This is a genomic window from Streptomyces lydicus (assembly GCF_000717345.1).
In the GTDB taxonomy this organism is placed as follows: Bacteria; Actinomycetota; Actinomycetes; order Streptomycetales; family Streptomycetaceae; genus Streptomyces; species Streptomyces lydicus.
Window position 1 is genome coordinate 50,937 of sequence record NZ_JNZA01000036.1, and the last position, 22,977, is coordinate 73,913.

Here is a 22,977-nt window from a genome sequence, read left to right on the forward strand (position 1 = left end):
GCCGTCTAATGAACCCAAAGGAGAACTGCCATAAGAGGCAGTCTAACGGGCCAGTGCAAGGAGTTTTTCCGGTCGGCCGACGGGGGCGTTGTGAACCGCGCCACCCGGGAGGGCGCCCGGCGCGACGGTGCGGCGCTCGTCGCGCGGGGCGGGCCCGGCATCGCGGGCGGCGGCCAGCGGCAGGGCCAGCAGGGCGGCGGCGAGGGGGAGCGCGAGGGGGCCGAGGCGCCCGAGGCGCCGGCCGGGCGCGACGGGGGAGGTGGGGGCTGGGAGGGGTGTGGGCACCCGGGTCCCCTTCGTCAGGAGACTGCCGATCGGCGCCGAGCGTAGCGGCGGACCTCGCGCCCGGCGGGGCGCGGGACGGCGACACGGCGGGGCGGGGCGGCCGGGTCCCCCGTTCGGCCGTCGCGGCTCGCGGCGGGAGCACCCCGCCGGCCGGCGCGCGGCCGCACCGGCCCGGGGGCCGTCCGGCCGTTGCGGGCCGGGCGTTGTCAGACCCCGGTGCCACACTGTGATCCAGGACACAGACGGGCTGGTCCGCGGCGAACGAAGGGACCGTGAGCACGATGACAGGCGCGAGGACGGGCACCCCCACGATGTATCCGACGGTGCTCTACGCGGACGCACACGCCGCCATCCGGCAGCTGACGGAGGCGTTCGGCTTCCGCGTCGGCGCCACGTACGAGAGCGAGGACGGCACGGTGCTGCACGCCGAACTCTCCTACGGCAACGGCACGGTGATGCTCGGCTCGAAGGGGCGCGGCGGCGTCTTCGCCGAGGCGATGGAGGACGCCGGGCCGGTGGGCGTGTACGTCCGGGTCGAGGACACCGACGCGCACTACCGGCAGGCCGAGCGGGCCGGGGTGGAGATCCTGATGCCGCCCACCGACGAGCCCTACGGTTCCCGCGACTACATGGCGCGGGACGTCGAGGGAAACGTCTGGAGTTTCGGCACCTACGCGCCGGCCGGCGCCGGGGCCTGAGCCGGGGCCCGGGCCGTCGCCGGCCGGCGACGCGGTCAGACGCCGCCCGTATGGACCTGGAACGCCGCGCGGCGCACGGCCTTGGCGAGCGCCGGATCGGGGTGGGCCGCGGCCAGCGCCACCAGCACCTGCACGGTGCGGGGGTGCCCGACGGCGCGCACCTCCTCCAGCAGGCGCGGCACCGAGCCCTGGACCGCCGAGTCGAGGTGACGCACCAGCAACTGGGTCTCCCCGTGGTCGGCGACGGCCGCCGCGGTGTCCACCCACAGCCAGGTCGACTCCTCGCGGGTGAGCACGTCCGGCGCGGTCTCCGGGTCGCCGCCCTCGTGCTCGAAGAGCCACAGCAGGGCGTACGGGCGCAGGGCCGGCTCGTCGGCGGCGGCGCGTACGGCCGGCTCGGCCGGTGCGCCGACCGCGCGCAGCGCCTCGAAGGCCAGCCCGCGCAGCAGCGCGTCCTCGCCGCGGGCCGCGACCAGCAGTTCCTCGACGGCCGCGCCGACCGAGCGGGCGGCGAGCCAGGCGCGGTACTCCGCGCGGGCCGGCCCCGGGGTGAGCCGGGCGCAGCCGCGCAGCATCGCCTCGGCGGACTGCTCGATGTTGCCGGCCGGGCTCTGCGCGGCGACGCAGATCTGCTCCAGCTTGACCCACACCGACCAGTTGCCGAGCGGCGTCAGCTGCGCCTCCAGGGCGTCGTGGGCGCCCTCGTAGGAGCCGTCCGGCGCGCCTTTCGGCGGCATCAGCGCGCCGACGGTGCACAGCGCGTCCAGGGCCCAGCCCAGCAGCTCGGCCAGCGACGCCCCCGCGGCGTCGTCGACCGAGCCCGCGGCCCGGCCTGCGGCGTCGCCGCCGGAGCCGGGTGCCGGGTCCTGCCCGTAGGGCACCTCGCAGCGTTCGGTGCGCAGTTCGGTGACGCGCTGGTCGAGCATGTCCAGCAGCACCGGCAGCCGGACCGGTCCGGCCGACAGGTGCAGCAGGGACAGCAGTTGCGGCAGTGCCTCGACGACCTCCGCGACGATGGCGGGCCCGGCGCCGGGCGGCGCGGGGCGGGCCAGCGACCAGGCGTCGAACAGCGCGACCCAGCCGCGCAGCACGGCGGTGTCGTCGCGGTCCCAGGCGCGCAGCCGCCAGCCGGGGCGGGCGAGGCCGCCGTGCAGCTCGACGAGCCCGGCGAGCCGGGCCCGGTCCCAGTCGGCGCGGACCTGCGGCGGCGTCAGGCCCAGGTCCTGGGCGGCGCGTTCCGCGGCGGGTGCCGGCAGTGCGCCGTCCGGGCCGGCGCGCAGCGCGCCGCCGGAGCCGCCGGCGCCCTCGGCCCAGCGGGCGAGCCGGGCAGCGCCGGCCAGCACGGCGCGGGCCTGCCGGGCCAGTTCCGCGGGTGGCGGGGTGCCCTCGGGCGGGCGGGGCGCCGGCCGCTTGGCCCGGGTGGTCACCGCCCGGCGGGCGGCCGCAACCGGTTGACGAGGGACGAGTCGGAGCCGGGAGTCGCGCGGAGTACGGGACGTCACAGGAGCAGTGTTGCCGCTGACGGCCCGAAAGCCCAATCGGAACCCGGCTTGCGATCCGGCAGGGCCGCGGCACCGCGCCGACCGGCCCCCGATATGCGGAGTTGTCCCCCCGTATGCCCGGCCGTCATCGGGGCGGCGGGGCCCCGGACGGGGGCGGTGGTGCTACATGAGCGGGGTCAGGAAGCGGCGCAGCGCCTCTTCGTATCCGGAGGGGTCGGCGTTCCACATGGCGGCGTGCGGGGCGTGCGGCACCGCGTGCAGGGTGATCAGCTCCGGGCGGCGGGCCGCGAAGGAGCGGGAGGCCGTCCAGGGGGCGATCAGGTCGTCGGGGCCGTGGAAGAGCAGGGTGGGGACGTTCAGGGCGGCGGGGTCGGCGGCGTCCGCGGGCCGGTCGACGGGCATCCCGGTGGCGCCCTCGGCGGCCCGCACGGCCAGCGGGAGCAGGGCGCGCGGGACCCCCCGGGCGGTGGCCAGCGCGCGGACCGTGGCGTGCCGGTCGAGCACCGGCGAGTCCAGGATCAGGCCGCTGACGCGGTCGCGCAGCGCGGAGTGGGTGGCGGCGCGCAGCGCCATCGTGGCGCCGGCGGACCAGCCGTGGAGGACGATGTCGCGGGCGCCGTGGCCGACCGCGTAGCGGATCGCCGCGTCCAGGTCGCGCCATTCCGTCTCGCCGAGGTGGTGGATGCCGTCGGCGGTGCGCGGGGCGCCGGGGTCGTTGCGGTAGGCCAGGTCCAGGACGGGCAGCCGGTGGCGGTGCAGGAACGGTATGAGGACCATCGGGTGTGCGCGGGTGGTGCCCAGGCCGTGCACGGTGATCACCCAGGTGTCGCGTACGGCGGGGACGAACCACGCCGGGAGGGGCCCGAGCTCACCGGGGATGTCGACGTCGGCGCAGTCCAGGCCGAGGGCGTCGCGGGGGTCGCCGCGGTGCACCTGCGGGGTGAGCCGCACCCGGTGCCCCGGCTTGAGGGTGCCGTGGGTGACCCGCTCCAGGCGGCGGACGACCGCGTCCGCGGGGTGCGGGGCGCCGTGGACGACGTCGCCGATGACCGCGTGGCAGCCGCTGCCGGTGAGGCCGTAGGTGCCGGGCCGCAGGGACGCCAGGCTGCGGGTGAGGGCGATGCGCTCCTCGGTGACGGAGTGCACGGTGAGCCGCGGGTCGCCCGGGAGGGGCTGGTCGGACACCGGTTTCAGGGCAATGTCGCCGGCGTACCGGCCGACCGCCACGGCGGCCGCGCCGGCACCTATCACGGTGGCGGCGACCACGGCCGCCGTGGTACCCGGACGCATCTCACCAGTGTGCGCAGCGACGCCGGGTGCGGCCACTCGGCGCCCTCGCCGGGGTGGGCGGCGGCCGGGCGGGCCGCCGCCCGCCGGGCGCCGCCGCCACGGTGCCGGCCGGCGGTCAGCTGCCGGGGCCGCCGCGCTGGCCGTAGCCCGCGAGCCGGGCGCCGGCCGCCTCCAGCTGGTCCGCCGACAGCAGGCGGGGCGTGCCGCCGGGCACCGAGACCGCGGTGAGCCAGACCCGGCACATCCACTCCAGCTGGGCGGTGCGGTCCAGGGCCTGGTCGAGGCTGTCGCCGTAGGCCACGGTGCCGTGATTCTGCAGCAGGGCGCCGGTGCGGTCGCGGAGCGCTTCGAGCAGGTGCGCGGCGAGCTCGTCGCTGCCGTAGAGGGCGTAGGGGGCCACGCGTACGGGGCCGCCGAGCGCCGCGGCCATGTAGTGCACGGGTGGGAGTTCGGCGACGAGGGTGGAGACCGCGGTGGCGTACGGCGCGTGGGTGTGCACGACGGCGGTGGCCGGGGTGCTGCGGTAGACGGCCAGGTGCATCGGGAGTTCGCTGGTCGGCCGGAGCGAGCCGATGATCTGCGCCCCGTTCAGGTCGACCGCGGTGAGGTCGCCGGGCCCGAGCCGGTCGTAGGGGACGCCGCTGGGGGTGACCAGGACCAGGTCCTTGAGGCGGCGTGAGACGTTGCCCGAGGTGCCGACGACCAGGCCGTCGGCGACGGTTCTGCGGGCGGTGTCGACCAGTTCGCTCCAGGCGGCGGCGAGCTGGTCGGGGTGCTCCTTCATGGGTCCTCCGGCGCGGTGCGGCGAGTGCGGATGCAGTGCGCGCCACCGTACGAGCAGGCCGGGGAAGGGGACGCCGGAGGCCCGCCGGTCCGGTATCCGCCAGCAGGGGACACCGCCCGGATGGCGGAGATTGGCCGTAGTTCTGCCGCTGTGCCGCGAAATCCCCTTATCGTCGGACGCGTTGTCATGCACGCCCCCGGGATCGGGGCGCGCGGGGCACCGGGCCGGTCACCGGGGGCCGAGGCCGCCGGAACGGCATGTCGGCAGAGCGCATCGAGTTCGCCGACGGGTGAGGTGGAAGTGACGTGTGATACACCTCCGCGTGAACACTGCGGTGGCGTCATCATCACGCCCGTCCCAGTTCACTTTCCGTTCACCCGCCCTCCGTACGGTCCCAGCGACACTGACCTTCGAACTGATTGCCTGGGTGAATGGAACACATCACGCTTCTCATCGGGATCGTGATCGTCACGGCCTTGGTGTTCGACTTTACGAACGGCTTCCACGACACGGCCAACGCAATGGCCACCACCATTTCCACCGGCGCCTTGCGACCCAAGACCGCCGTGGCGATGTCCGCAGCCCTCAATCTCGTCGGGGCGTTCCTGTCCGTGGAGGTGGCCAAGACCATCTCCGGGGGCATCATCGACGAGGCCGCCGGCGTCAGACCTGAAGTGATCTTCGCCGGCCTGGTCGGCGCCATCATCTGGAACCTGCTGACCTGGCTCGCGGGTCTCCCGTCCAGCTCCTCCCACGCACTGTTCGGCGGCCTGATCGGCGCCACCCTGGTCTCCGTCGGCACGCACGGCGTGCACGGCGACGCCGTGGTGATGAAGGTCCTGATCCCCGCCGTGGCCGCCCCGATCGTCGCGGGCCTGGCCTCGATGGCCGCGACCCGGCTCACCTACCGGCTGACCCGCAACCGCGACGAGGCCGACACCGCCAAGGGCTACCGCGCCGGCCAGATCGCCTCCGCCGCCCTGGTCTCCCTCGCCCACGGCACCAACGACGCACAGAAGACGATGGGTGTCATCACCCTCGCCCTGATCACCGGCGGAGTGGTCGCGCCGCACGCCGACCCGCCGCTGTGGGTCATCGCCTCGGCCGGCCTCGCCATCGCGCTCGGCACGTACCTGGGCGGCTGGCGGATCATCCGCACGATGGGCAAGGGCATCACCGACATCCAGCCGCCGCAGGGCTTCGCCGCCCAGACCGGCGCCGCGGCCACCATCCTGGCCTCCTCGCACCTCGGCTTCGCGCTCTCCACCACCCAGGTCTGCTCGGGTTCGGTGATGGGCTCGGGCCTCGGCCGCAAGGGCGCCGTGGTGCGCTGGTCCACCGCCGGCCGGATGGTCGCCGCCTGGGGCCTGACCCTGCCGGCCGCCGGTGCGGTCGCGGCGGGCGCCGCGTTCCTCGCCAAGCAGGGCACCTGGGGCGTCACGGCCGTGGCCGTCCTCGCACTCGGCATCTGCGGCGCGATCTGGGCCGCCTCCCGGCGCAACACCATCGACCACACCAACGTCAACGAAGGTCCGGCCGCGGAGCCGGTGGGCGTGGTGACCACCGCGCTGCGCACCGTCTCCCCGCCCCCGGCGGGCCAGCCCGCCCCGGCCGGCGACGCCCCGCACACCACCGACGAGGTGCCGGCCCCCGCGGCCGGCGCCGACACCGCCTCCCCCGCCCCGCGTGCCCAGGCCGCGACGGTCACCCGCTAGCGGCTCCCACCTCCTAAGGAAAACTCCATGAGCATCGACTGGGCAGCTTTCGGTCAGGTCTTCGGCGTCACCCTCGTGGTGACGGTCGGGATCGTGGGCCTGTTCACCGTCGGCATCGTCGGTACGGCCCGCAAGCCGGGCGGAGAGGGCGAGGCCGCCGTGGCGACCGCGCCCGGCGCCGGTGCGCGGGCCGGTGCGCTGACCGCCTTCGCCCTGTGCGCGGCGGCCGTCGCGTACGGCATCTACCTGATCGTCGCCGCCTGACGCGGCCGGGGACGACAGCGGGCGGCAGCGGCCGCGCGCACGAGGCGCCCGGAGGGGCACGGCATCAGCCGGCTCCCTCCGGGCGCCTCGGCTGTTCCGCCCCCCGCCCGCTGAGCGCCTCGTCGGCCTCCCGGGCCAGCGCGTCGGCGATGGCCGTACCGCCACGGCTGCTCAGGTACTGCGAGACCCGGATCTGCACGACCTTGCTGAAGGTCTGGTAGTGGGCGCTGCGCGGGCGCGGTTCGGCCGCCCGCAGCGCCGCGTACAGCGTCCGGGTGTACGGCGGCTCCTGGCCCGGCCAGGGCGCCCGCTGCCCCGTACTCCCCCGCTCGGCGCGCTCCGGCGGCAGCGGACAGGACGGCGCCTTCGCCGCGTCCCGGTACGCCGAGTCGCGGGTCGCCGCGAACCCCCGCTCCAGCAGACAGCGTTCACTGCCCGGCCCGGTCAGCGCCTCGATCAGGGCGCGGGCGCCCGCCGGCCGCTTGCTGCCCGCGGAGATCGCCAGGTTCTGCCCGCCCAGCACCGACATCCGCTTGCCGTCGGAGGGCCGGGCCGGCAGCTCGGCGACGTCGAACTGCTTGCGGGGGGTGAGCTTCTCGGCGACCGAGGCGTACTCCACCGGCCAGTTGCGCATGAACAGCGCACGGCCGTCGGCGAACCAGCGCCGGCTCTCCGTCTCGTCCATCGTCGTCGCCTCGTGCGGCATGATCGAGTCCAGCCGGTCCTTGACGTCGGCGACGCCCTGCTGGAGGGCGCCGACCTGCTCGCCCTTGGTGAAGCTGGTGGCGTCCGGGTCACCGCCGTTGGCCCAGGCGGCCTCCAGGGTGTTGACGGTCAGCCCCTCGTACGGCCGCAGCTGGGCGACCATCCCGTACATCGTGCGGTCGGCGGGAACCGTGCCGCCCTTCGCCTTGCGGGCCAGTTCCCGGTTGTACGCGCCGGCCACCTCCCGGGCGATGTTCTTCACCTCGCCCCAGTTCGACGGCGGCTGGTGGTGGCCGTACCGGGCGAGGATGTCCTTGCGGTAGTAGAGCAGCCCGGCGTCGGTGTTGAAGGGGACGCCCCAGATCTTGCCGTCGTAGGCGACGGTCTTGACCACACTGTCGAGGAAGTCGCCGTCCAGGCTGGTGCCCCAGGGCCGGATGACGCCCGCCTCGGCGAACTCCGCGGTCCAGGCCACGTCGAGGTTGAGCACGTCGTAGTCGCTGTTGCCGGACTGGCCGGCCGCCAGCAGCTGACTGCGCTGCCCGTCGGCGGTGTCCGGGAGCTTGACGATCCGCACCGCGCGGCCGGTGCGCTGCTCGAAGGCCCGGATCAGGTCCTGGCGCACGCCCGTACTGCTCAGGTCGCTGCCGGTGGCCAGCACGATCGGGCCCTTCTCCGGGCCGGGCTCCGGCCCCGCCGTGCAGCCGCCGGCGGCCACCGCCAGCAGCAGGGACAGTGCGGCGGCCGGTCCCGCGGCGCGTGCGGTCCTCACCGGTCCCCCTTGCCCGCGGTGCCGATGGACGCGACCAGCCCGGCCAGCAGGTCGGGCGCCTGCGGACCGCCGGGCACGCACTGCCCCCGGGACGCGCCGGCCAGACCCTGGAGGATGAAGGTGTCGCAGCCGGCCCGGCCCAGCACCAGCGTCAGGACCGGCACCGGCGGCTTCTTCTTCAGCAGCGCGGTGAGGGTCTGCTCGACGCCCGGCGCGCGTCGCGGCCCGCCGTCGTCCTCGTCGAGGATCAGCACGATCGCCTGGTTACTGCCCGCCGACTTCTTCATCTCCCGTACGGCGGCGGTCAGCGCCTCCTCCATCGCGGCGCCGTGGTCGACGAGTTCCCCCTTGGCGATGCGGTCCAGCGCGGCCTTGCCGGGGGCCGGATCGGCGGTGCCCAGCGGGACGACTTCACGCACCGCCCCCGGGTCGTCGGGGTGGGCCCGGTCGGGGAAGGTCCACAGGCCGTACGTGTGGTGGGCGCCGACCATCTCCAGGGCGCGGTCCGCGGCGCCGACGGCCACCGGCAGCTTGCCGCCGTCGGCCATAGAGGTGGAGGTGTCCATGAGGATCAGCAGCCGGCTGGACTTCTGTGCCTTGTCGTAGCCGTCCAGCACCCGGGCGACCTGGTCGGCGCCGGTCGCGAACGGGGTGACCGGCGCGTCCAGGTCGGCGTTGGCGCGGCTGTTGCGCAGCGGGGAGCCCGGCGCGGGCGCGGGCACCGCGCCGTCCTTGCCGGGGACGCCGCGGTATCCCTGCGCGGTCAGGATGCGCTGGCCGCCCTGCGGATCGCGCAGCCACCCGGCCAAGCGGTCCACCGCGGCCCGCCGCACGGTGGCGTCCGCGGCACCGCGCCAGGCGACCCGGATCAGCGGGTGGTCGAGCGCCGGGACGTTCCTGGGGTAGTACGCGGCGTAGCGGTCGCCGTACGGCAGCGGCGCGTCCAGCGCCGGGCAACTGCCGACGGCGTGGCCGAGGTTGAAGTCGGCGAGCGACTTCTCGGAGACCAGCGGCGCCGACCGGTCCCGCTGCCCGCCGGCCGGCCCCGGGTCCGCGCTCGACGGGCGCAGCGAGCACAGCAGCTCGGTGCTGTCCGCGTACTGGCTGCCGGGGGCGGAGAGCCGCTGCTCGGCGCCCTCGGCGAGCGCCGGGTCGGGGGCACCCGACGTGCCGATGTGCGAACCGTCGTTGGCGAGGTAGAGGCCGATGGTGTGCAGCAGCCCGGTGCCGGACAGCACCGGGCTGGGGCGCAGCAGTTTGAGGTCGCGGTGGGCACTGTCGGTACCGGTCAGCAGGTCCTGCCAGGAGGCGCCCACCGGCTCCACGTCGTCCAGCCGTTTCGTGGCCGGGATGCCGACGACCAGGGGGCTGTAGGCGACCGGGCCGGTGTCGGACAGGGCCGCCGGGGAGCCCGTCGGCGGCATCCCCCGCCGGGCCTCCTCGTAGACGGCGGTGGACTCGGGGATCCACACGTCCGGCTGCGGCCCCGGCCGGTTGAGCGGGTCGGCGCCCTTCGTGCCGGGCTGCCCCTGGCCGGTGCCCTTGGCCTCGCCCTGCCAGCGGTCGGCGGCCGCGAAGCCCTGGTCGATCTGGTCCTTGGCAGCGGAGTACACGGTGATCTGGGCGCGCCGGCAGCCGGCGGGCAGCTCGCCCTCGCCCTGCAACGGCCGGGTGTTCAGCTCGGACATCTCGTACGCGAACGCGGCCTGCCGCAGGGTGGGTTCGGCCTCCGGGGCGGTGAGCAGCCGCAGTTCCAGGGCCGGTGGGCAGGCCGGCAGCGGCCGCAGCAGACGCAGCGCGGTCAGCCCGGCGGCGGCCAGGACCAGGACCGTGCACAGCGCGAGGAGCAGCCTCAGCCGCGGCCGGAGGTGCTGGTTGAACCAGCGGCGTAAGCGGATCCGCGGCGGGGTCGGCAGCGGCGTCCCGGAGGTCGCGAACGACAGGACGACGTCGTCGACGGTGTTCTGCTTCGCCGAGCGCGGCTCCCACACGTCACCCATCGGTGTCCGCTCGCCGGCGAGCCGAACCCGCAGCTCCCGTACGAGGTCCTCGAAGGTGACGAAGCGCCGGCCGGGGATGCCGCGTTCGAGGATCTGCACCACGGCGCGGGTGAAGAGGGTGCCGCCGGCCGGCTCGTCCCCGCTGAAGATCCGGCGGTTGGGCTGGGCGGCCATCAGCAGCGACATCGGCTTGCGGTGGGAGTGGAAGGCGCCGCCGGCGTTGCCCGCGTAACAGCACTCCAGGACGATCACGATGCGCTCGGCCCGGGTGTTGTCGAGGCAGGAGAGCACCACGTCCTGCCAGGAGACGGTGGTGTGGCTCTGCCGCGGCACGGACGTGCCGACCATCAGCCGCAGATCGCCGCCGTCGCTGCCGACCCAGCCGTGGCCGGAGAAGTGCACCAGCAGCAGACCGCGCGCCTCGTCGGCGGCGGCCGTGAGCGCCTGGCTCAGCTCCCACGGCTCGCCGGGGCGGCAGATGGTGACCTCGTCGGCGGTGAACAGGTCGGTCGCGGTCAGCGCGCGGCGCAGTTCGGCGGGGTTGTCCTCGACGGCGGGCAGGCCGCGGAGCGTCGCGTAGTCGTGGACACCGATCAGCAGCGCCCGGTTGATCTTTCCGCGCGCGTCGTATTCCGACATCCGGTCAGTCCTCGCCGGTGCTGCCGCTCCCGTGCGCCGGGCTGCCGGGCTCGGGGCTCTCGCCGACCGCCTGGACCTGTCCGCCGGCGCCCACGTCGACGGCGGGCGCCTCGCCCTCGGCGCGCTCCTCCTTGCGGCGCCGCAGCCACTCCCGCAGCGCGATGCCCAGCCCCTTGGTGAGCTCGGTGGCGACCGCGCCGACGATGACGAGGATCAGGTCGTCCACGCCCACGGCCATGTCGGCCGGTTCCGCGCCGTCGGTGCCGTCCGCCGTCCCGGCGGGCCGCGGCCGCTGCTCCCAGGAGTGCTCCCGGCGGTTCAGCCAGGGTTCCCGCTCCAGCCACGCCCGGAGGTCGTCGATGTCCTGCTGCGGATTGTTCGTGCCCGTGACCCTGATCCGGATCTCATGACGAGCGGCGCTCTCCGGCATCCCCCAGCCCCCTTCCGGCGGCCCCTTCGCCACCGTGCTCCCGATAGTGACGTGGGATCAGGGGCGCAGGCAACCGTCTGTGACGCCGCTGCCACCCTGTGGCGTGGGCCACAGCGCCCGCCGAGGGGCAGCGTCGCAGGTCAAAGGTGAGTTGACGGGCATTCGCGGACCGTGGTGGACTGCCGGAGCCAATCGGCGACAGCAGAGGAAGTCCGGTGCGAATCCGGCGCGGTCCCGCCACTGTCACCGGGGAGCGTCCTCCGACGACGGCCACGGCCCGTACCCGTACGGGCTGGAAGGCCGGAGGCCACGCCGATCCGGGAGCCAGGAGACTCGTGTCGCCGTCACGTCGAGCCAGGGCGCGGACCCTGAGTGAGGACATACCGCCATGCCCGGCCGCCGTTCGAGAGCACCGATGCCCCCTGCCGCGGGGGCCCTTCACGGATGTCACGGTCCCGCCCCGACGGCGGTCTGACCCGATGCGCGAACACGCGGGATACGCGTGCGGCGCGGCACTCGGCTTCCTCGGCGACCTGATCGCGGCGGACCCACGGCGCGGCCACCCGGTGGCCGCGTTCGGCCGGGCCGCCGCCGCCGTCGAACGCCGGCTGTGGCGCGACCACCGCGGCTACGGAACGGCCCACACCCTGCTGTGCGCGGGCGGTACGGCCGCCGGCGCCGCGCTGCTGGCACGCGCCGTACGCGACGTCCCCGCCGCCCGCACCGCGCTGACCGCGGCGACGGTCTGGGCCGTGCTCGGCGGCACCTCGCTCGGCCGGGAGGCGCGGGCCGTCGGCGGTGCGCTGGCGGCCGGCGACCTCGACGTGGCTCGGGAGCGGCTGCCGCACCTGTGCGGGCGCGACCCCCAGGCGCTGGACGGGCCGCAGATGGCCCGCGCGGTGGTGGAGTCGGTCGCCGAGAACACCTCCGACGCGGTGGTGGGCGCCCTGGTGTGGGGCGCCGCCGGCGGAGTGCCCGGACTGGTGGCGTTCCGGGCCGTCAACACCCTGGACGCGATGGTGGGTCACAAGTCGGCGCGCTACCGGCGCTTCGGCTGGGCCGCGGCCCGGCTCGACGACCTGGCCGGCTGGCCCGGCTCCCGGCTCACCGCCGCCCTGACCGTGCTCGCGGGCCCCGACCGGCGCGGCGCGCTGCGGGCCTGGCGGGCCGACGGCCGCGCCCACCCCAGCCCCAACGCCGGCCCGGTGGAGGCGTCGTTCGCGGGCGCGCTGGGCGTACGGCTGGGCGGCACCCTGGCGTACGGCGGGCGCATCGAGCACCGCCCGGTGCTCAACGGCGGCGGCCGGCCGCCCGCGGTGGACGACATCGAGCGGGCGGTGCGGCTCTCCCGGCGGGTCGGCGCGCTGGCGCTGGCGACGACGGTGGCGGGACGGCTCGCCGCGGGCGCGCTGCGGCAGCGGAACGGAAACGGGAGGAAACGCCGGTGAACGGTGGGCCGGGAACATCCGGGAAGCTCGGCGGCGGCCTGCTGGTGGCCGGTACGACGTCCGACGCCGGCAAGAGCGTGGTGACCGCGGGGATCTGCCGCTGGCTGGTCCGCCAGGGCGTCCGCGTGGCGCCGTTCAAGGCGCAGAACATGTCGCTCAACTCGTTCGTCACCCGCGAGGGCGCGGAGATCGGCCGGGCCCAGGCGATGCAGGCCGCGGCGGCGCGCGTCGAACCGACCGCGCTGATGAACCCCGTCCTGCTCAAGCCGGGCGGCGACCGCACCAGCCAGGTGGTGCTGCTGGGTAAACCGGTCGGTGAACTGAGCGCCCGCGGCTACCACGCGGGCCGGCAGGAGCAGTTGCTCGGCACGGTCACCGACTGCCTCGCCGAGCTGCGGCGCACCCACGACGCGGTGATCTGCGAGGGCGCCGGCAGCCCCGCCGAGATCAACCTGCGGCGCACCGACATCGTCAACATGGGCATCGCCCGGGCCGCCCGCCTCCCCGTCGTGGTGGTCGGCGACATCGACCGCGGCGGCGTGTTCGCCTCCTTCTTCGGCACCACCGCGCTGCTGTCGAAGGAGGACCAGGCGCTGGTCGCCGGGTACCTCGTCAACAAGTTCCGGGGCGATGTGACGCTGCTGGAGCCGGGCCTGGACATGCTGCGCACCCTCACCGGCCGGCCGACGCTCGGCGTGCTGCCGTACCGGCACGGCCTCGGCATCGACGAGGAGGACGGTCTGCGAGTGTCGCTGCGCGGCGCGGTGCGCGAGAGCGTGGTGGCCCCGCCGCACGGCGCGGACGTCCTGCGGGTCGCGGTCTGCGCCGTCCCCCTGATGTCCAACTTCACCGACGTCGACGCGCTGGCCGCCGAACCGGGCGTGGTGGTGCGGTTCGTCGACCGCGCCGAGGAACTCGCCGACGCCGACCTGGTGGTGCTGCCCGGCACCCGCGGCACCGTCCGGGCCCTGACGTGGCTGCGCGAACGCGGACTGGCCGACGCGCTCGCCCGGCGGGCCGCCGAGGGCCGCCCCGTACTGGGCATCTGCGGCGGCTTCCAGATACTCGGCGAACACATCGACGACGAGGTCGAATCGAAGGCCGGAGCGGTCGCGGGGCTCGGACTGCTGCCCGTACGGGTCCGCTTCGCGGCCGGCAAGACCCTCGCCCGGCCGGTCGGCGAGGCGCTGGGCGAGCCCGTCGAGGGCTACGAGATCCACCACGGCGTCGCCGAGGTCACCGGCGGCGACGAGGAGTTCCTCGACGGCTGCCGGGTGGGCTCCGTATGGGGCACCCACTGGCACGGCTCGCTGGAGAGCGACGGCTTCCGCCGGGCCTTCCTGCGGCGGGTCGCCGCCGACGCGGGCCGGGCGTTCGTCCCGGCCCCCGACACCCGCTTCGGCACGCTCCGCGAGGAGCAGCTGGACCTGCTGGGCGACCTCGTCGAGGAGCACGCGGACACCGCCGCCCTGCTGCGGCTGATCGAGGAAGGGGTGCCGGAGGGGCTGCCGTTCGTGCCTCCGGGGGCGCCATGACGGGTACGCAAGCAACGGAGCGGGGAGCCGACGGCGACGTGGAGGACGACACAGCATGACAACCGCGCACAACACGACCAGCCCGCAGTACCCCTTCACCGCCGTGGTCGGGATGGACGACCTGCGGCTGGCACTGCTGCTGAACGCGGTGAGCCCCGCGGTCGGCGGTGTGCTGGTGCGCGGCGAGAAGGGCACCGCCAAGTCCACCGCGGTCCGCGCGCTGTCCGCGCTGATGCCCGCCGTGGACGTCGTCGGCGGCTGCCGCTTCGCCTGCGCGCCCACCGCACCCGACCCCGGCTGCCCCGACGGCCCGCACGGCACCGGCCCGGTCGAACACCGCCCGACCAGGATGGTCGAACTGCCCGTCGGCGCCTCCGAGGACCGGCTCGTCGGCGCGCTCGACATCGAACGCGCCCTGTCGGAAGGCGTGAAGGCGTTCGAGCCGGGCCTGCTCGCGGACGCCCACCGCGGCATCCTCTACGTCGACGAGGTCAACCTCCTCCACGACCACCTCGTCGACCTGCTGCTGGACGCCGCCGCCATGGGCGCCTCCTACGTCGAACGCGAGGGCGTCTCGGTACGGCACGCCGCGCGCTTCCTGCTCGTCGGCACCATGAACCCCGAAGAGGGCGAACTGCGCCCGCAGTTGCTGGACCGGTTCGGGCTGACCGTCGAGGTCGCGGCCTCCCGCGAGCCGGACCAGCGGGTGGAGGTGGTCCGCCGCCGGCTGGCCTACGACGCCGACCCGGCCGGCTTCGCGGCGCGCTGGGCCGGCGACGAGGACGAGCTGCGCGGCCGCATCGCCGAGGCCCGGGAGTTGCTGCCGCGCGTGACGCTCGGCGACCGGGCGCTGCGGCAGATCGCCGCGACCTGCGCCGCGTTCGAGGTGGACGGGATGCGCGCGGACATCGTGATGGCCCGCACCGCCACCGCGCTGGCCGCCTGGGCGGGCCGCACCGACGTGGCGGAGGAGGACGTCCGGCAGGCCGCCCTGCTGGCGCTGCCGCACCGCCGGCGCCGCAACCCCTTCGACGCCCCCGGCCTCGACGAGGACAAGCTCGACGAGACGCTGGAGGAGTTCCGCGGCACGGACGAGGACCCGGCCCCCGACACGGACGGCGACGACGATCCCGACCCGGACGGCCCCGACGGCGGCGGCCCGGGGGGCGGCGACGGCCCCGAGGGCGGGCACCCGCCGCAGGAGGGCGGCCCCGAGGAGGCGCCGCTGCCGCCGGAGACCGGGCTGCCGCACCAGCAGGACGGGGAGGCGTCCCCGACGCCCCAGGCCCCCGAACAGCCCGAGCCGGAGCCCCGGCCGCAGGGCGGCGCGGCCGGTGAGAAGCCGGCCGTCGGCGCCACCGAGCCGTTCCGCACCCGCCGGCTCGACGTACCCGGCCTGGGCGAGGGCGCCGACGGCCGCCGCTCCCGCGCCCGCACCGCGCACGGCCGGACCACCGGCGCGCGCCGCCCGCGCGGCGCCCTGGGCAAGCTGCACCTGGCCGCCACCGTGCAGGCCGCCGCCCCGCACCAGAAGGCCCGCGGGCGGCGCGGCACCGGCCTGGTGGTGCGCCGCGACGACCTGCGCGAGGCGGTGCGCGAGGGCCGCGAGGGCAACCTCGTGCTGTTCGTCGTCGACGCCTCCGGTTCGATGGCGGCACGCAAGCGCATGAGCGCCGTCAAGGGCGCGGTGCTGTCGCTGCTGCTCGACGCCTACCAGCGCCGCGACAAAATCGGCATGATCACCTTCCGGGGCAGCGACGCGGAACTGGCGCTGCCCCCGACGTCGTCGGTCGAGGCGGGCGCCGCACGGCTGGCACAGCTGCCCACCGGCGGCCGCACCCCGCTGTCCGAGGGCCTGCTCAAGGCCCACGAGGTGCTGCGGATCGAGCGGATGCGGGACCCCTCGCGCCGCGCCCTGCTGGTCGTCGTCACCGACGGGCGGGCCACCGGCGCACCGGGCGCCGGCCGGGCAGCGGGCGGGCCCCTCGCCCGGGCCTCCCGGGCCGCCCGGCTGCTGGCCGTCGACGGCACCGCCGCCGTCGTCGTGGACTGCGAGGCCGGCCCCGTACGCCTCGGCCTGGCCGGGGAGCTCGCCCGCGACCTCCAGGGCACCGCCATCACCCTCGACGAGCTGCGCGCGGACAGCGTCTCCGCGCTCGTACGAACCGTGCAGGGCACCAGGACCACTCACGGCAACAGGAAGGCCGCGTAATGCCGCAGGGACAGCCGTCCGTCGTACCGAACGACGGGCTCACCACCCGCCAGCGCCGCAACCGCCCGCTGGTGTTCGTCCACACCGGGCAGGGCAAGGGCAAGTCGACCGCCGCCTTCGGGCTGGCGCTGCGCGCCTGGAACCAGGGCTGGCCGGTCGGGGTGTTCCAGTTCGTGAAGTCGGCCAAGTGGAAGGTCGGCGAGGAGCGGGCACTGAAGGTGCTCGGGGAGTCCGGCGAGGGCGGCACCGTCGCCTGGCACAAGATGGGCGAGGGCTGGTCCTGGGTGCAGCGCGACATCGCCTCCAGCGAGGACGCGGCGCGCGAGGGCTGGGAGCAGGTCAAGCGCGACCTAGCCGCCGAGACCTACAAGCTGCTGGTGCTCGACGAGTTCGCGTACCCGCTGAAGTGGGGCTGGATCGACACCGACGAGGTGGTGGCGGCGCTGCGCGACCGCCCCGGCACCCAGCACGTGGTCATCACCGGGCGCGGCGCCCCGGAGCCGCTGCTGGACTTCGCCGACCTGGTGACCGACATGACGAAGGTCAAGCACCCCATGGACACGGGCCAGAAGGGCCAGCGGGGCATCGAATGGTGAAGCGGGAGAGCAGCGCATGAGCGGCGGCTCCGTCCCGCGGCTGGTCATTGCCGCGCCGTCGTCCGGCGCGGGCAAGACCACCGTGGCCACCGGCCTGATGGCGGCGTTCACCGAGGCCGGTCTCACGGTGTCGCCGCACAAGGTCGGCCCCGACTACATCGATCCGGGGTACCACTCGCTGGCCACCGGCCGGCCCGGCCGCAACCTGGACGCCTACCTGTGCGGCCCGGACCGGATCGCGCCGCTGTTCCTGCACGGCGCCGCCGGCGCCGACCTCGCCCTCGTCGAGGGCGTGATGGGGCTGTTCGACGGCGCGTCGGGGATGGGTGAGCTGTCGTCCACCGCGCAGGTGGCGAAGCTGCTGCGGGCACCGGTGGTGCTGGTCGTGGACGCCTCCTCGCAGTCCCGGTCGGTGGCCGCGCTCGTCCACGGCTTCGCGTCCTGGGACCCGGGCGTACGGCTGGCCGGGGTCATCCTCAACAAGGTCGGCTCGGACCGCCACGAGGAGCTGCTGCGGGAAGCCATGGACTCCTCCGGTGTGCCCGTCCTGGGCGCGCTGCGCCGTGACGGGCGGGCCGGTACGCCGTCCCGCCACCTCGGCCTGGTGCCGGTCGCCGAACGGCGGGCCGACGCGGTCGAGTCGGTGGGCGAACTGGCGGCGCGGGTGCGCGCGGGCTGCGACCTCGACGCGCTGCTGGCCCTGGCACGCAGTGTGCCGGAACTGCCGGACGCCCCCTGGGACCCGGCCGCCGAGGCCGCCCCCGTCACGGGCGGCACGTCGGCCGGCCGGCCGCTGATCGCCGTCGCCGGCGGCGCCGCGTTCACCTTCTCGTACGCCGAGCACGCCGAACTCCTCGCCGCCGCGGGCGCCGACGTGGCGCCCTTCGACCCGCTGCACGACGAGCGGCTGCCGCCCGGCACCCGGGGGCTGGTGATCGGCGGCGGCTTCCCCGAGGTCTACGCGCCGGACCTGTCGGCGAACGAGCCGCTGCGCGCCGCGGTGGCCGCGCTGGCCGCCTCCGGGGCGCCGGTGTCCGCCGAGTGCGCCGGACTGCTGTACCTGTCCCGCTCGATCGACGGCAAGCCGATGTGCGGGGTGCTGCCCGCCGAGGCCCGGATGACCGAACGGCTGACCCTCGGCTACCGGGAGGCGGTCGCGCTGCGGGACAACGCGCTGGCCGCGGCCGGGACGCGGGTGCGCGGCCACGAGTTCCACCGCACGGTGCTGGAGCCGGGCGCGGGCCCGGACCCGGCCTGGGGACTGACCCACCCGGAACGCCGGGTGGAGGGCCATGTGTCCGGCGGTGTGCACGCGTCGTACCTGCACGTGCACTGGGCGGCCGAACCGTCGCTGCCCCGGCGGCTGGTGGCGGGCGCGGCCCGGGCCGCCGCGGAGGCCGCGCGATGACCACCGCGGCGGGCCCCGCCGCCGTCCTCGACCACCTCGTCTACGCCACGCCCGACCTGGCGCGCACCGTCGACGAGGTGGCCCGGCTCACCGGCGTACGCCCGGTCCGCGGCGGCAGCCACCCCGGCCGGGGCACCCGCAACCATCTGCTGGGCCTGGGCGGCGGGGCGTACTTCGAGATCATCGGCCCGGACCCCGAGCAGCCCGCGCCGCGGGAACCGCGGTGGTTCGGCATCGACGCGCTGCCCGGGCCCCGGCTGGTCACCTGGGCGGTACGGGTCAGCGGCATCAGCGCCCGCGTCGCGACGGCACGCGCCCACGGCTACGACCCCGGGGAGCCGGCGGAGATGTCCCGCCGGGCCCCGGACGGCACCCTGCTCGCCTGGCAGCTGACACCACCGGGCGCGGGCGGTGGGCCCGCGGACGGGGAGTCCGCGGGGGTGTGGCTGACGCCGTTCCTGCTCGACTGGGGCACCACCCCGCACCCGTCCGCCGCCGGACTCCCCACGCTGCCGCTGGTCTCGCTCACCGCGACGCATCCCGCTCCGGCCGCCGTGCACGCCGAACTGGCGGCGCTCGGCGCCCCCTGGCCCGGCGAGCCGGTCGCCGCCGGCGCCGGCCCCCGGCTGACCGCCGTGCTGGAGGGCCGGCACGGCCGGGTCGCCTTCGGCCGGGGAGCCGTCGCGCTGTGAGGAGACGGCTGTGAGCGGCCGGGCGGTCGGCGGACCGGCCGGTGACGCCGGTCCGCCGGCCGGGGAGTCCGCGCCGGTGGTCGTGGGGGTGGGCGCGAGCCGGGGCGTGGCGGTCTCCGAGGTCGTGGAGCTGATCGAGGCCGCCCTCGCCGCGGCGGGGTGCGCGGACCGGCCGGTCCGGGCGCTGGCGACGGTGACCGCCAAGTCCTCCGAACCCGGTCTGATCGGGGCGGCACGGCGGCTCGGCGTGCCGCTGCGGGCGTTCCCGGCGACGGCACTGGCGGCCGTACGGGTGCCGGCCCCGTCCGCGGCGACGGCCGCCGCCGTGGGGACGCCGAGCGTCGCCGAGGCGGCCGCGCTGCTGGCCGCCGGGCCGGGCGCCCAACTGATCGCCGGCAAGCGGAAGTCGGTGCCGCGGGGCGGGCCGGCCCGGGCGACGTGTGCCCTCGCCGGACCGGCAGTAACGGACAACGGTGCCCTTACCGCTGGTAGGGAGGGAGCACCCGCAGGCTCCTCGCCCGCTGCCGATATCGTCATGACCTCCCCCAACCCGCCCCGCCGTGGCCCGGATCGGCGGACGGCGGTCATCGGCGACAAGGCGCCCGAGCGCGATCCCACCGGCACCAAGGAGACCCAGTGACCACCCCTCCCGCCCTGCTCATCGCCGGTTACGGCACCCGTGACGAAGACGGGGCCGACGCCCTGCGCGCGCTGGTGCGCATGCTCGGCGCGCGCCACCCCGAAGTTCCCGTCGCCGGCGGCTTCTTCGGCACACCGGGCACCGAGGCCGCGCCGGGCGGTCCGGGCGCGCCGCTGCCGCTCGGCGACGCGGTCGGCGAACTGGTGGCGCGGGGCGCGACCCACCTGGTCGCCGTACCGCTGCTGCTGGCCCCGACCGGGCCGGTGGCCCGGCCGCTGGCCGCGGCGCTGGAGCGGGCCGTGCAGCGCCACCCCGGGGTCGACCACACCTGCGGTGCCGAGCTGGGGCCGCATCCCCGCCTGCTCGACGCCCTGGAACGGCGGCTGGACGAGGCGCTGGGCGAGGGCACCCGCACCCCGCTGGACCGCGCCCGTACGACGGTGCTGCTGGTGGGGCGCGGGGCGAGCGATCCGTACGCCAACGCCGAGGTGGCGCGGGCCGCGCGGCTGCTGTGGGAGGGGCGCGGCTTCGCGGGGGTGGAGACCGCCTTCGTGAGCCAGGCGGCGCCCGATGTGCCGGCCGGCCTGGACCGGTGCCGGACACTGGCCGCCGCGGCCCCGGCCGCGGGCGGGCCGGGCCGGGTCGTGGTCGTGCCGTACTTCCTCTTCGCCGGCGGGCTGTTCGAGCGGCTGTGCATGCAGACCGAGGGCTGGGCGGCGGCGCACCCCGACATCGAGGTGTACGGGGCGCACACCCTCGGCGTCGGGCCCGAGGTGGCCGAGGTGGTTATGGAGCGCTATCACGAGACCGTGGCGGGCGGTCCCCGGGCGGCGGCGGGGGACGCCCGGGGCACGTACCGCACGGCCCGGCAGTCCGCCCCGGTCACCGCCGGCACCGGAGAGCGCTGACCATGCCGCTCTCCACCGACTCCGCCCTTCCCGCACCCGGCGTCCGCCCTCCGCACGGCGCCCACGGGGCCGCCCCCTCCCCCGAGCCCGATCTGCGGCACCACGGTGATGCCGAGGTCCGGGCAGCGGACGGCGGGGGCGATCTGACGGACCTGGCGGTCAACGTCCGCACCGGCACTCCCCCGGCCTGGCTCAAGGCCCGGATCGCCGCGTCGCTGGACTCGCTCGCCGCCTACCCCGACGGCCGTGCGGCACGCCGGGCGGTCGCCGAGCGGCACGGCCTGCCCGCCGAGCGGGTGCTGCTGACGTCGGGGGCGGCGGAGGCGTTCGTGCTGCTCGCCCGCGCGGTGCGGGCGGTCCGGCCGGTCGTGGTGCATCCGCAGTTCACCGAGCCCGAGGCGGCGCTGCGGGACGCCGGGCACGACGTCGGGCGGGTCCTGCTCACCGAGCGCGACGGCTTCCGGCTGGACCCCGGCGCGGTGCCCGACGACGCCGACCTGGTCGTCGTCGGCAACCCCACCAACCCGACCTCCGTGCTGCACCCGGCGGCGACGCTGGCCCGCCTGGCGCGGCCCGGCCGGACGCTCGTGGTGGACGAGGCGTTCATGGACGCGGTGCCCGGCGAACAGGAGTCGCTGGCCGGCCGCACGGACCTGCCGGGCCTGGTCGTGCTGCGCAGCCTGACGAAGACCTGGGGTCTGGCGGGGCTGCGGATCGGCTATGTGCTGGCCGCCCCGGAGACCGTCGCCGCCCTGGAACGGGCCCAGCCGCTGTGGCCGGTCTCCAGTCCCGCGCTGACCGCCGCCGAGGCGTGCAGCGGGCCCGCCGCCCTGGCGGAGGCGGCCGCGGCGGCCGAGCAGATCGCCGCGGACCGCGCGCATCTGCTGGCCCGGCTGGCCGGGTTCCGGCAGATCCGGGTGGCCGGCCCGGCGGCGGGACCGTTCGTACTGATCCGCCTGCCCGGGGCGGCGGGGGTACGGGCCGGACTGCGGGCCCGCGGCTTCGCGGTACGCCGCGGCGACACCTTCCCGGGGCTGGGGCCCGACTGGCTGCGGCTCGCGGTGCGCGACCGGGCCACCACGGACCGCTTCACCTCAGCGCTGGCCGAGGTGCTCGGAGAGGCCGGTGGCCCCCGGTAGGGCCGAGGGCCCGTGGGTCCTTGGCGACCCGGTGGGGCCTGGAGAAGCCGTACCCCGGGGCGGCGCCCCCACAGCGCCGGCCCGGGGTACGGGGCTGTCAGCCGCGCCCGGTCTGCGGGGCGGCGGAACGGCGGCGGCGGGCGTAGACCATCGAGCCCGCGCCCGCGACGACGAGCAGGGCCGCGCCGCCGGCGAGGTACGGGGTGGCCGAGCTGCCGCCGGTTTCGGCGAGGTTCTGGGTGCTCGGCCGGGAGCCCGGCTGGTTCACCTGGGCGTCCTTGCCGCCGGCCGGCTTGCTGTCCCCGGCCGGTTCGGTGCCCCCGGCCGGCTTGGTGTCGCCGCCCGGTTGCGGCTGACCGCCGCCGGTGCCGCCGGAGCCGCCCGGCCGGGGCACCTTGCCGCCCGGGGTGGCGCAGCTGGCCTGGACGAGCGTGACCCGGCCGCGGACGTCGGCGACGTTGAGCTTCAGGGGGTTGACGGAGACGTTCAGGTCGAGTGCGGTGGCCGCGGCCTTCCTGGCCGTGGTGCTCTTCTTCGACAGGTCGAGCCGCACCTCGCCCACGCCGGGCACCTGCACGTCCGTCGTCCCGCCCGCCGTGAGCGTGACCTTCTTGCCCAGGACGCGGACGCTGCCCAGCACGTTCGACGTGGCGCGGGGGGCCTTGCCGGCCTCGCACACCGCGGTGGCGGTGACCTGCTGGACCTCGATCAGGGACAGCAGCGGCAGGCCGGGCAGATGCACCTTGGCGTGCACCAGGTTGGCGTAGCCCTCGGCCTTGCGGTGGTCCGCGGTGGCCCGTGCGGTGGCGACGTCGGCCCGCAGCACGCTGAACGGCTTGCCGTGCCCGATGCCGTCGAGGTTGACGGTGAGCGCGGTCTTGTTCGCGGAGGCCGGGGCGTGCACCTCGTTGAGGACGGCGTTCAGCGGGACGTCGAGCGTCTTGTTGAGCAGGCCGACGTTCAGGCCGGCGCGCAGCACGACCGCGCCGGACGTGCCGCGGGCCGGGCCGTGGCCGCCGGTGGCGTGGGCGGGCGCGGCGCCGAGCAGGACGGCGGGACCGGCCGTCAGGGCCGTGGCGACGAGGGTCGCGGCGAGGCGCCTGGGCATGCCGGAGTGGGTGGGACTGGTGGACACGTGTGTGGAACCCCCACAAGAGAAATGGAGCCGCCGGCCGCGCCAATGGGGGACATCACGCGGGCCGACGACCTCGACCCGCACATCGTGTCCGCACTGAGGGTGAACGGGGAGCCACGCGTGGTCAGTTCATCCCAACGGGTGGTTTTCGCGTCTGCATTCGATTCCCGTGGCACGGTG

20 protein-coding genes and 1 riboswitch are annotated in these 22,977 nt (G+C 76.0%); of the genes, 12 read left to right on the top strand and 8 right to left on the bottom strand.

Features of this window, described 5'->3' with window-relative positions:
* Window positions 1-42 precede the first annotated feature (42 nt).
* Entirely contained in the window at window positions 43-285 is a 243-nt protein-coding gene (locus tag OO62_RS39725) for a hypothetical protein (RefSeq protein ID WP_129323009.1), read from the bottom strand.
* Between the two features lie 281 nt (window positions 286-566).
* On the opposite strand from OO62_RS39725, the gene OO62_RS28545 reads away from it, so the two are divergent.
* Complete coding sequence (locus OO62_RS28545) at window positions 567-983, top strand: VOC family protein (protein ID WP_033270576.1); 417 nt, start codon at window positions 567-569, stop codon at window positions 981-983.
* 35 nt (window positions 984-1,018) lie between these two features.
* Here the strand turns inward: OO62_RS28545 and OO62_RS28550 are convergent, their stop codons facing one another.
* The 3 genes from OO62_RS28550 to OO62_RS28560 all read right to left on the bottom strand — a co-directional run bounded on the left by OO62_RS28550 (window position 1,019) and on the right by OO62_RS28560 (window position 4,559).
* A complete protein-coding gene (locus OO62_RS28550) occupies window positions 1,019-2,485 on the bottom strand; it encodes a hypothetical protein (RefSeq protein ID WP_078617397.1) in 1,467 nt (488 codons plus the stop codon).
* Window positions 2,486-2,647: 162 nt separating this feature from the next.
* The gene (locus tag OO62_RS28555) at window positions 2,648-3,775 is read right to left on the bottom strand and encodes an alpha/beta hydrolase (RefSeq protein ID WP_033270513.1); all 1,128 of its coding nucleotides are present in this window, start codon (window positions 3,773-3,775) and stop codon (window positions 2,648-2,650) included.
* A 115-nt stretch (window positions 3,776-3,890) separates the two neighbouring features.
* Window positions 3,891-4,559, bottom strand: a complete 669-nt coding sequence (locus OO62_RS28560; RefSeq protein ID WP_033270514.1) for a class II aldolase/adducin family protein — start codon at window positions 4,557-4,559, stop codon at window positions 3,891-3,893.
* A gap of 431 nt (window positions 4,560-4,990) precedes the next feature.
* Here OO62_RS28560 and OO62_RS28565 point away from each other — a divergent pair, with 431 nt between their 5' ends.
* Window positions 4,991-6,274: an inorganic phosphate transporter gene (locus OO62_RS28565; protein ID WP_033270515.1), complete on the top strand. Its 1,284-nt coding sequence runs from the start codon at window positions 4,991-4,993 to the stop codon at window positions 6,272-6,274.
* Window positions 6,275-6,301: 27 nt separating this feature from the next.
* The gene (locus OO62_RS28570) at window positions 6,302-6,538 is read left to right on the top strand and encodes a hypothetical protein (RefSeq protein WP_033270516.1); all 237 of its coding nucleotides are present in this window, start codon (window positions 6,302-6,304) and stop codon (window positions 6,536-6,538) included.
* A 64-nt stretch (window positions 6,539-6,602) separates the two neighbouring features.
* Here the strand turns inward: OO62_RS28570 and OO62_RS28575 are convergent, their stop codons facing one another.
* Genes OO62_RS28575 through OO62_RS28585 form a run of 3 tightly spaced genes read right to left on the bottom strand, consistent with a single transcriptional unit; the run spans window position 6,603 to window position 11,084 of the window.
* Window positions 6,603-8,015, bottom strand: coding sequence for an extracellular solute-binding protein (locus tag OO62_RS28575; RefSeq protein ID WP_033270517.1), 1,413 nt, complete (start codon window positions 8,013-8,015; stop codon window positions 6,603-6,605).
* Window positions 8,012-10,654, bottom strand: a complete 2,643-nt coding sequence (locus OO62_RS28580) for a VWA domain-containing protein (protein ID WP_033270518.1) — start codon at window positions 10,652-10,654, stop codon at window positions 8,012-8,014. The genes OO62_RS28575 and OO62_RS28580 overlap by 4 nt, the downstream gene beginning before the upstream one ends.
* Before the next feature lie 4 nt (window positions 10,655-10,658).
* Entirely contained in the window at window positions 10,659-11,084 is a 426-nt protein-coding gene (locus OO62_RS28585) for a hypothetical protein (protein ID WP_033270519.1), read from the bottom strand.
* Window positions 11,085-11,289: 205 nt separating this feature from the next.
* A riboswitch (cobalamin riboswitch) is annotated at window positions 11,290-11,418 on the top strand.
* Between the two features lie 145 nt (window positions 11,419-11,563).
* On the opposite strand from OO62_RS28585, the gene OO62_RS28590 reads away from it, so the two are divergent.
* Genes OO62_RS28590 through cobC form a run of 9 tightly spaced genes read left to right on the top strand, consistent with a single transcriptional unit; the run spans window position 11,564 to window position 21,662 of the window.
* A complete protein-coding gene (locus OO62_RS28590; protein ID WP_033270520.1) occupies window positions 11,564-12,532 on the top strand; it encodes a cobalamin biosynthesis protein in 969 nt (322 codons plus the stop codon).
* Window positions 12,529-14,067, top strand: a complete 1,539-nt coding sequence (locus OO62_RS28595) for a cobyric acid synthase (protein WP_033270521.1) — start codon at window positions 12,529-12,531, stop codon at window positions 14,065-14,067. Before OO62_RS28590 ends, OO62_RS28595 begins: the two co-directional genes overlap by 4 nt.
* A 55-nt stretch (window positions 14,068-14,122) precedes the next feature.
* Window positions 14,123-16,279, top strand: a complete 2,157-nt coding sequence (locus OO62_RS28600) for a putative cobaltochelatase (RefSeq protein ID WP_033270522.1) — start codon at window positions 14,123-14,125, stop codon at window positions 16,277-16,279.
* Window positions 16,279-16,875, top strand: a complete 597-nt coding sequence (cobO, locus tag OO62_RS28605; protein WP_033270523.1) for a cob(I)yrinic acid a,c-diamide adenosyltransferase — start codon at window positions 16,279-16,281, stop codon at window positions 16,873-16,875. Before OO62_RS28600 ends, cobO begins: the two co-directional genes overlap by 1 nt.
* A 16-nt stretch (window positions 16,876-16,891) precedes the next feature.
* Window positions 16,892-18,283: a cobyrinic acid a,c-diamide synthase CobB gene (locus OO62_RS28610; protein WP_033270524.1), complete on the top strand. Its 1,392-nt coding sequence runs from the start codon at window positions 16,892-16,894 to the stop codon at window positions 18,281-18,283.
* On the top strand, window positions 18,280-18,975 hold the full coding sequence (locus tag OO62_RS28615; protein ID WP_033270525.1) for a VOC family protein: 696 nt from the start codon (window positions 18,280-18,282) through the stop codon (window positions 18,973-18,975). The genes OO62_RS28610 and OO62_RS28615 overlap by 4 nt, the downstream gene beginning before the upstream one ends.
* 10 nt (window positions 18,976-18,985) lie before the next feature.
* Window positions 18,986-19,615: a cobalamin biosynthesis protein gene (locus OO62_RS41780; protein WP_063739064.1), complete on the top strand. Its 630-nt coding sequence runs from the start codon at window positions 18,986-18,988 to the stop codon at window positions 19,613-19,615.
* Window positions 19,612-20,523 (top strand): sirohydrochlorin chelatase, encoded by a 912-nt coding sequence (locus OO62_RS28625; RefSeq protein WP_033270526.1) that lies wholly within the window; start codon window positions 19,612-19,614, stop codon window positions 20,521-20,523. Before OO62_RS41780 ends, OO62_RS28625 begins: the two co-directional genes overlap by 4 nt.
* A 2-nt stretch (window positions 20,524-20,525) precedes the next feature.
* Window positions 20,526-21,662, top strand: coding sequence for an Rv2231c family histidinol phosphate aminotransferase CobC (cobC, locus tag OO62_RS28630; protein ID WP_078617398.1), 1,137 nt, complete (start codon window positions 20,526-20,528; stop codon window positions 21,660-21,662).
* A gap of 97 nt (window positions 21,663-21,759) precedes the next feature.
* Here the strand turns inward: cobC and OO62_RS28635 are convergent, their stop codons facing one another.
* A complete protein-coding gene (locus OO62_RS28635; protein ID WP_033270579.1) occupies window positions 21,760-22,770 on the bottom strand; it encodes an SCO1860 family LAETG-anchored protein in 1,011 nt (336 codons plus the stop codon).
* Window positions 22,771-22,977: the final 207 nt, after the last annotated feature.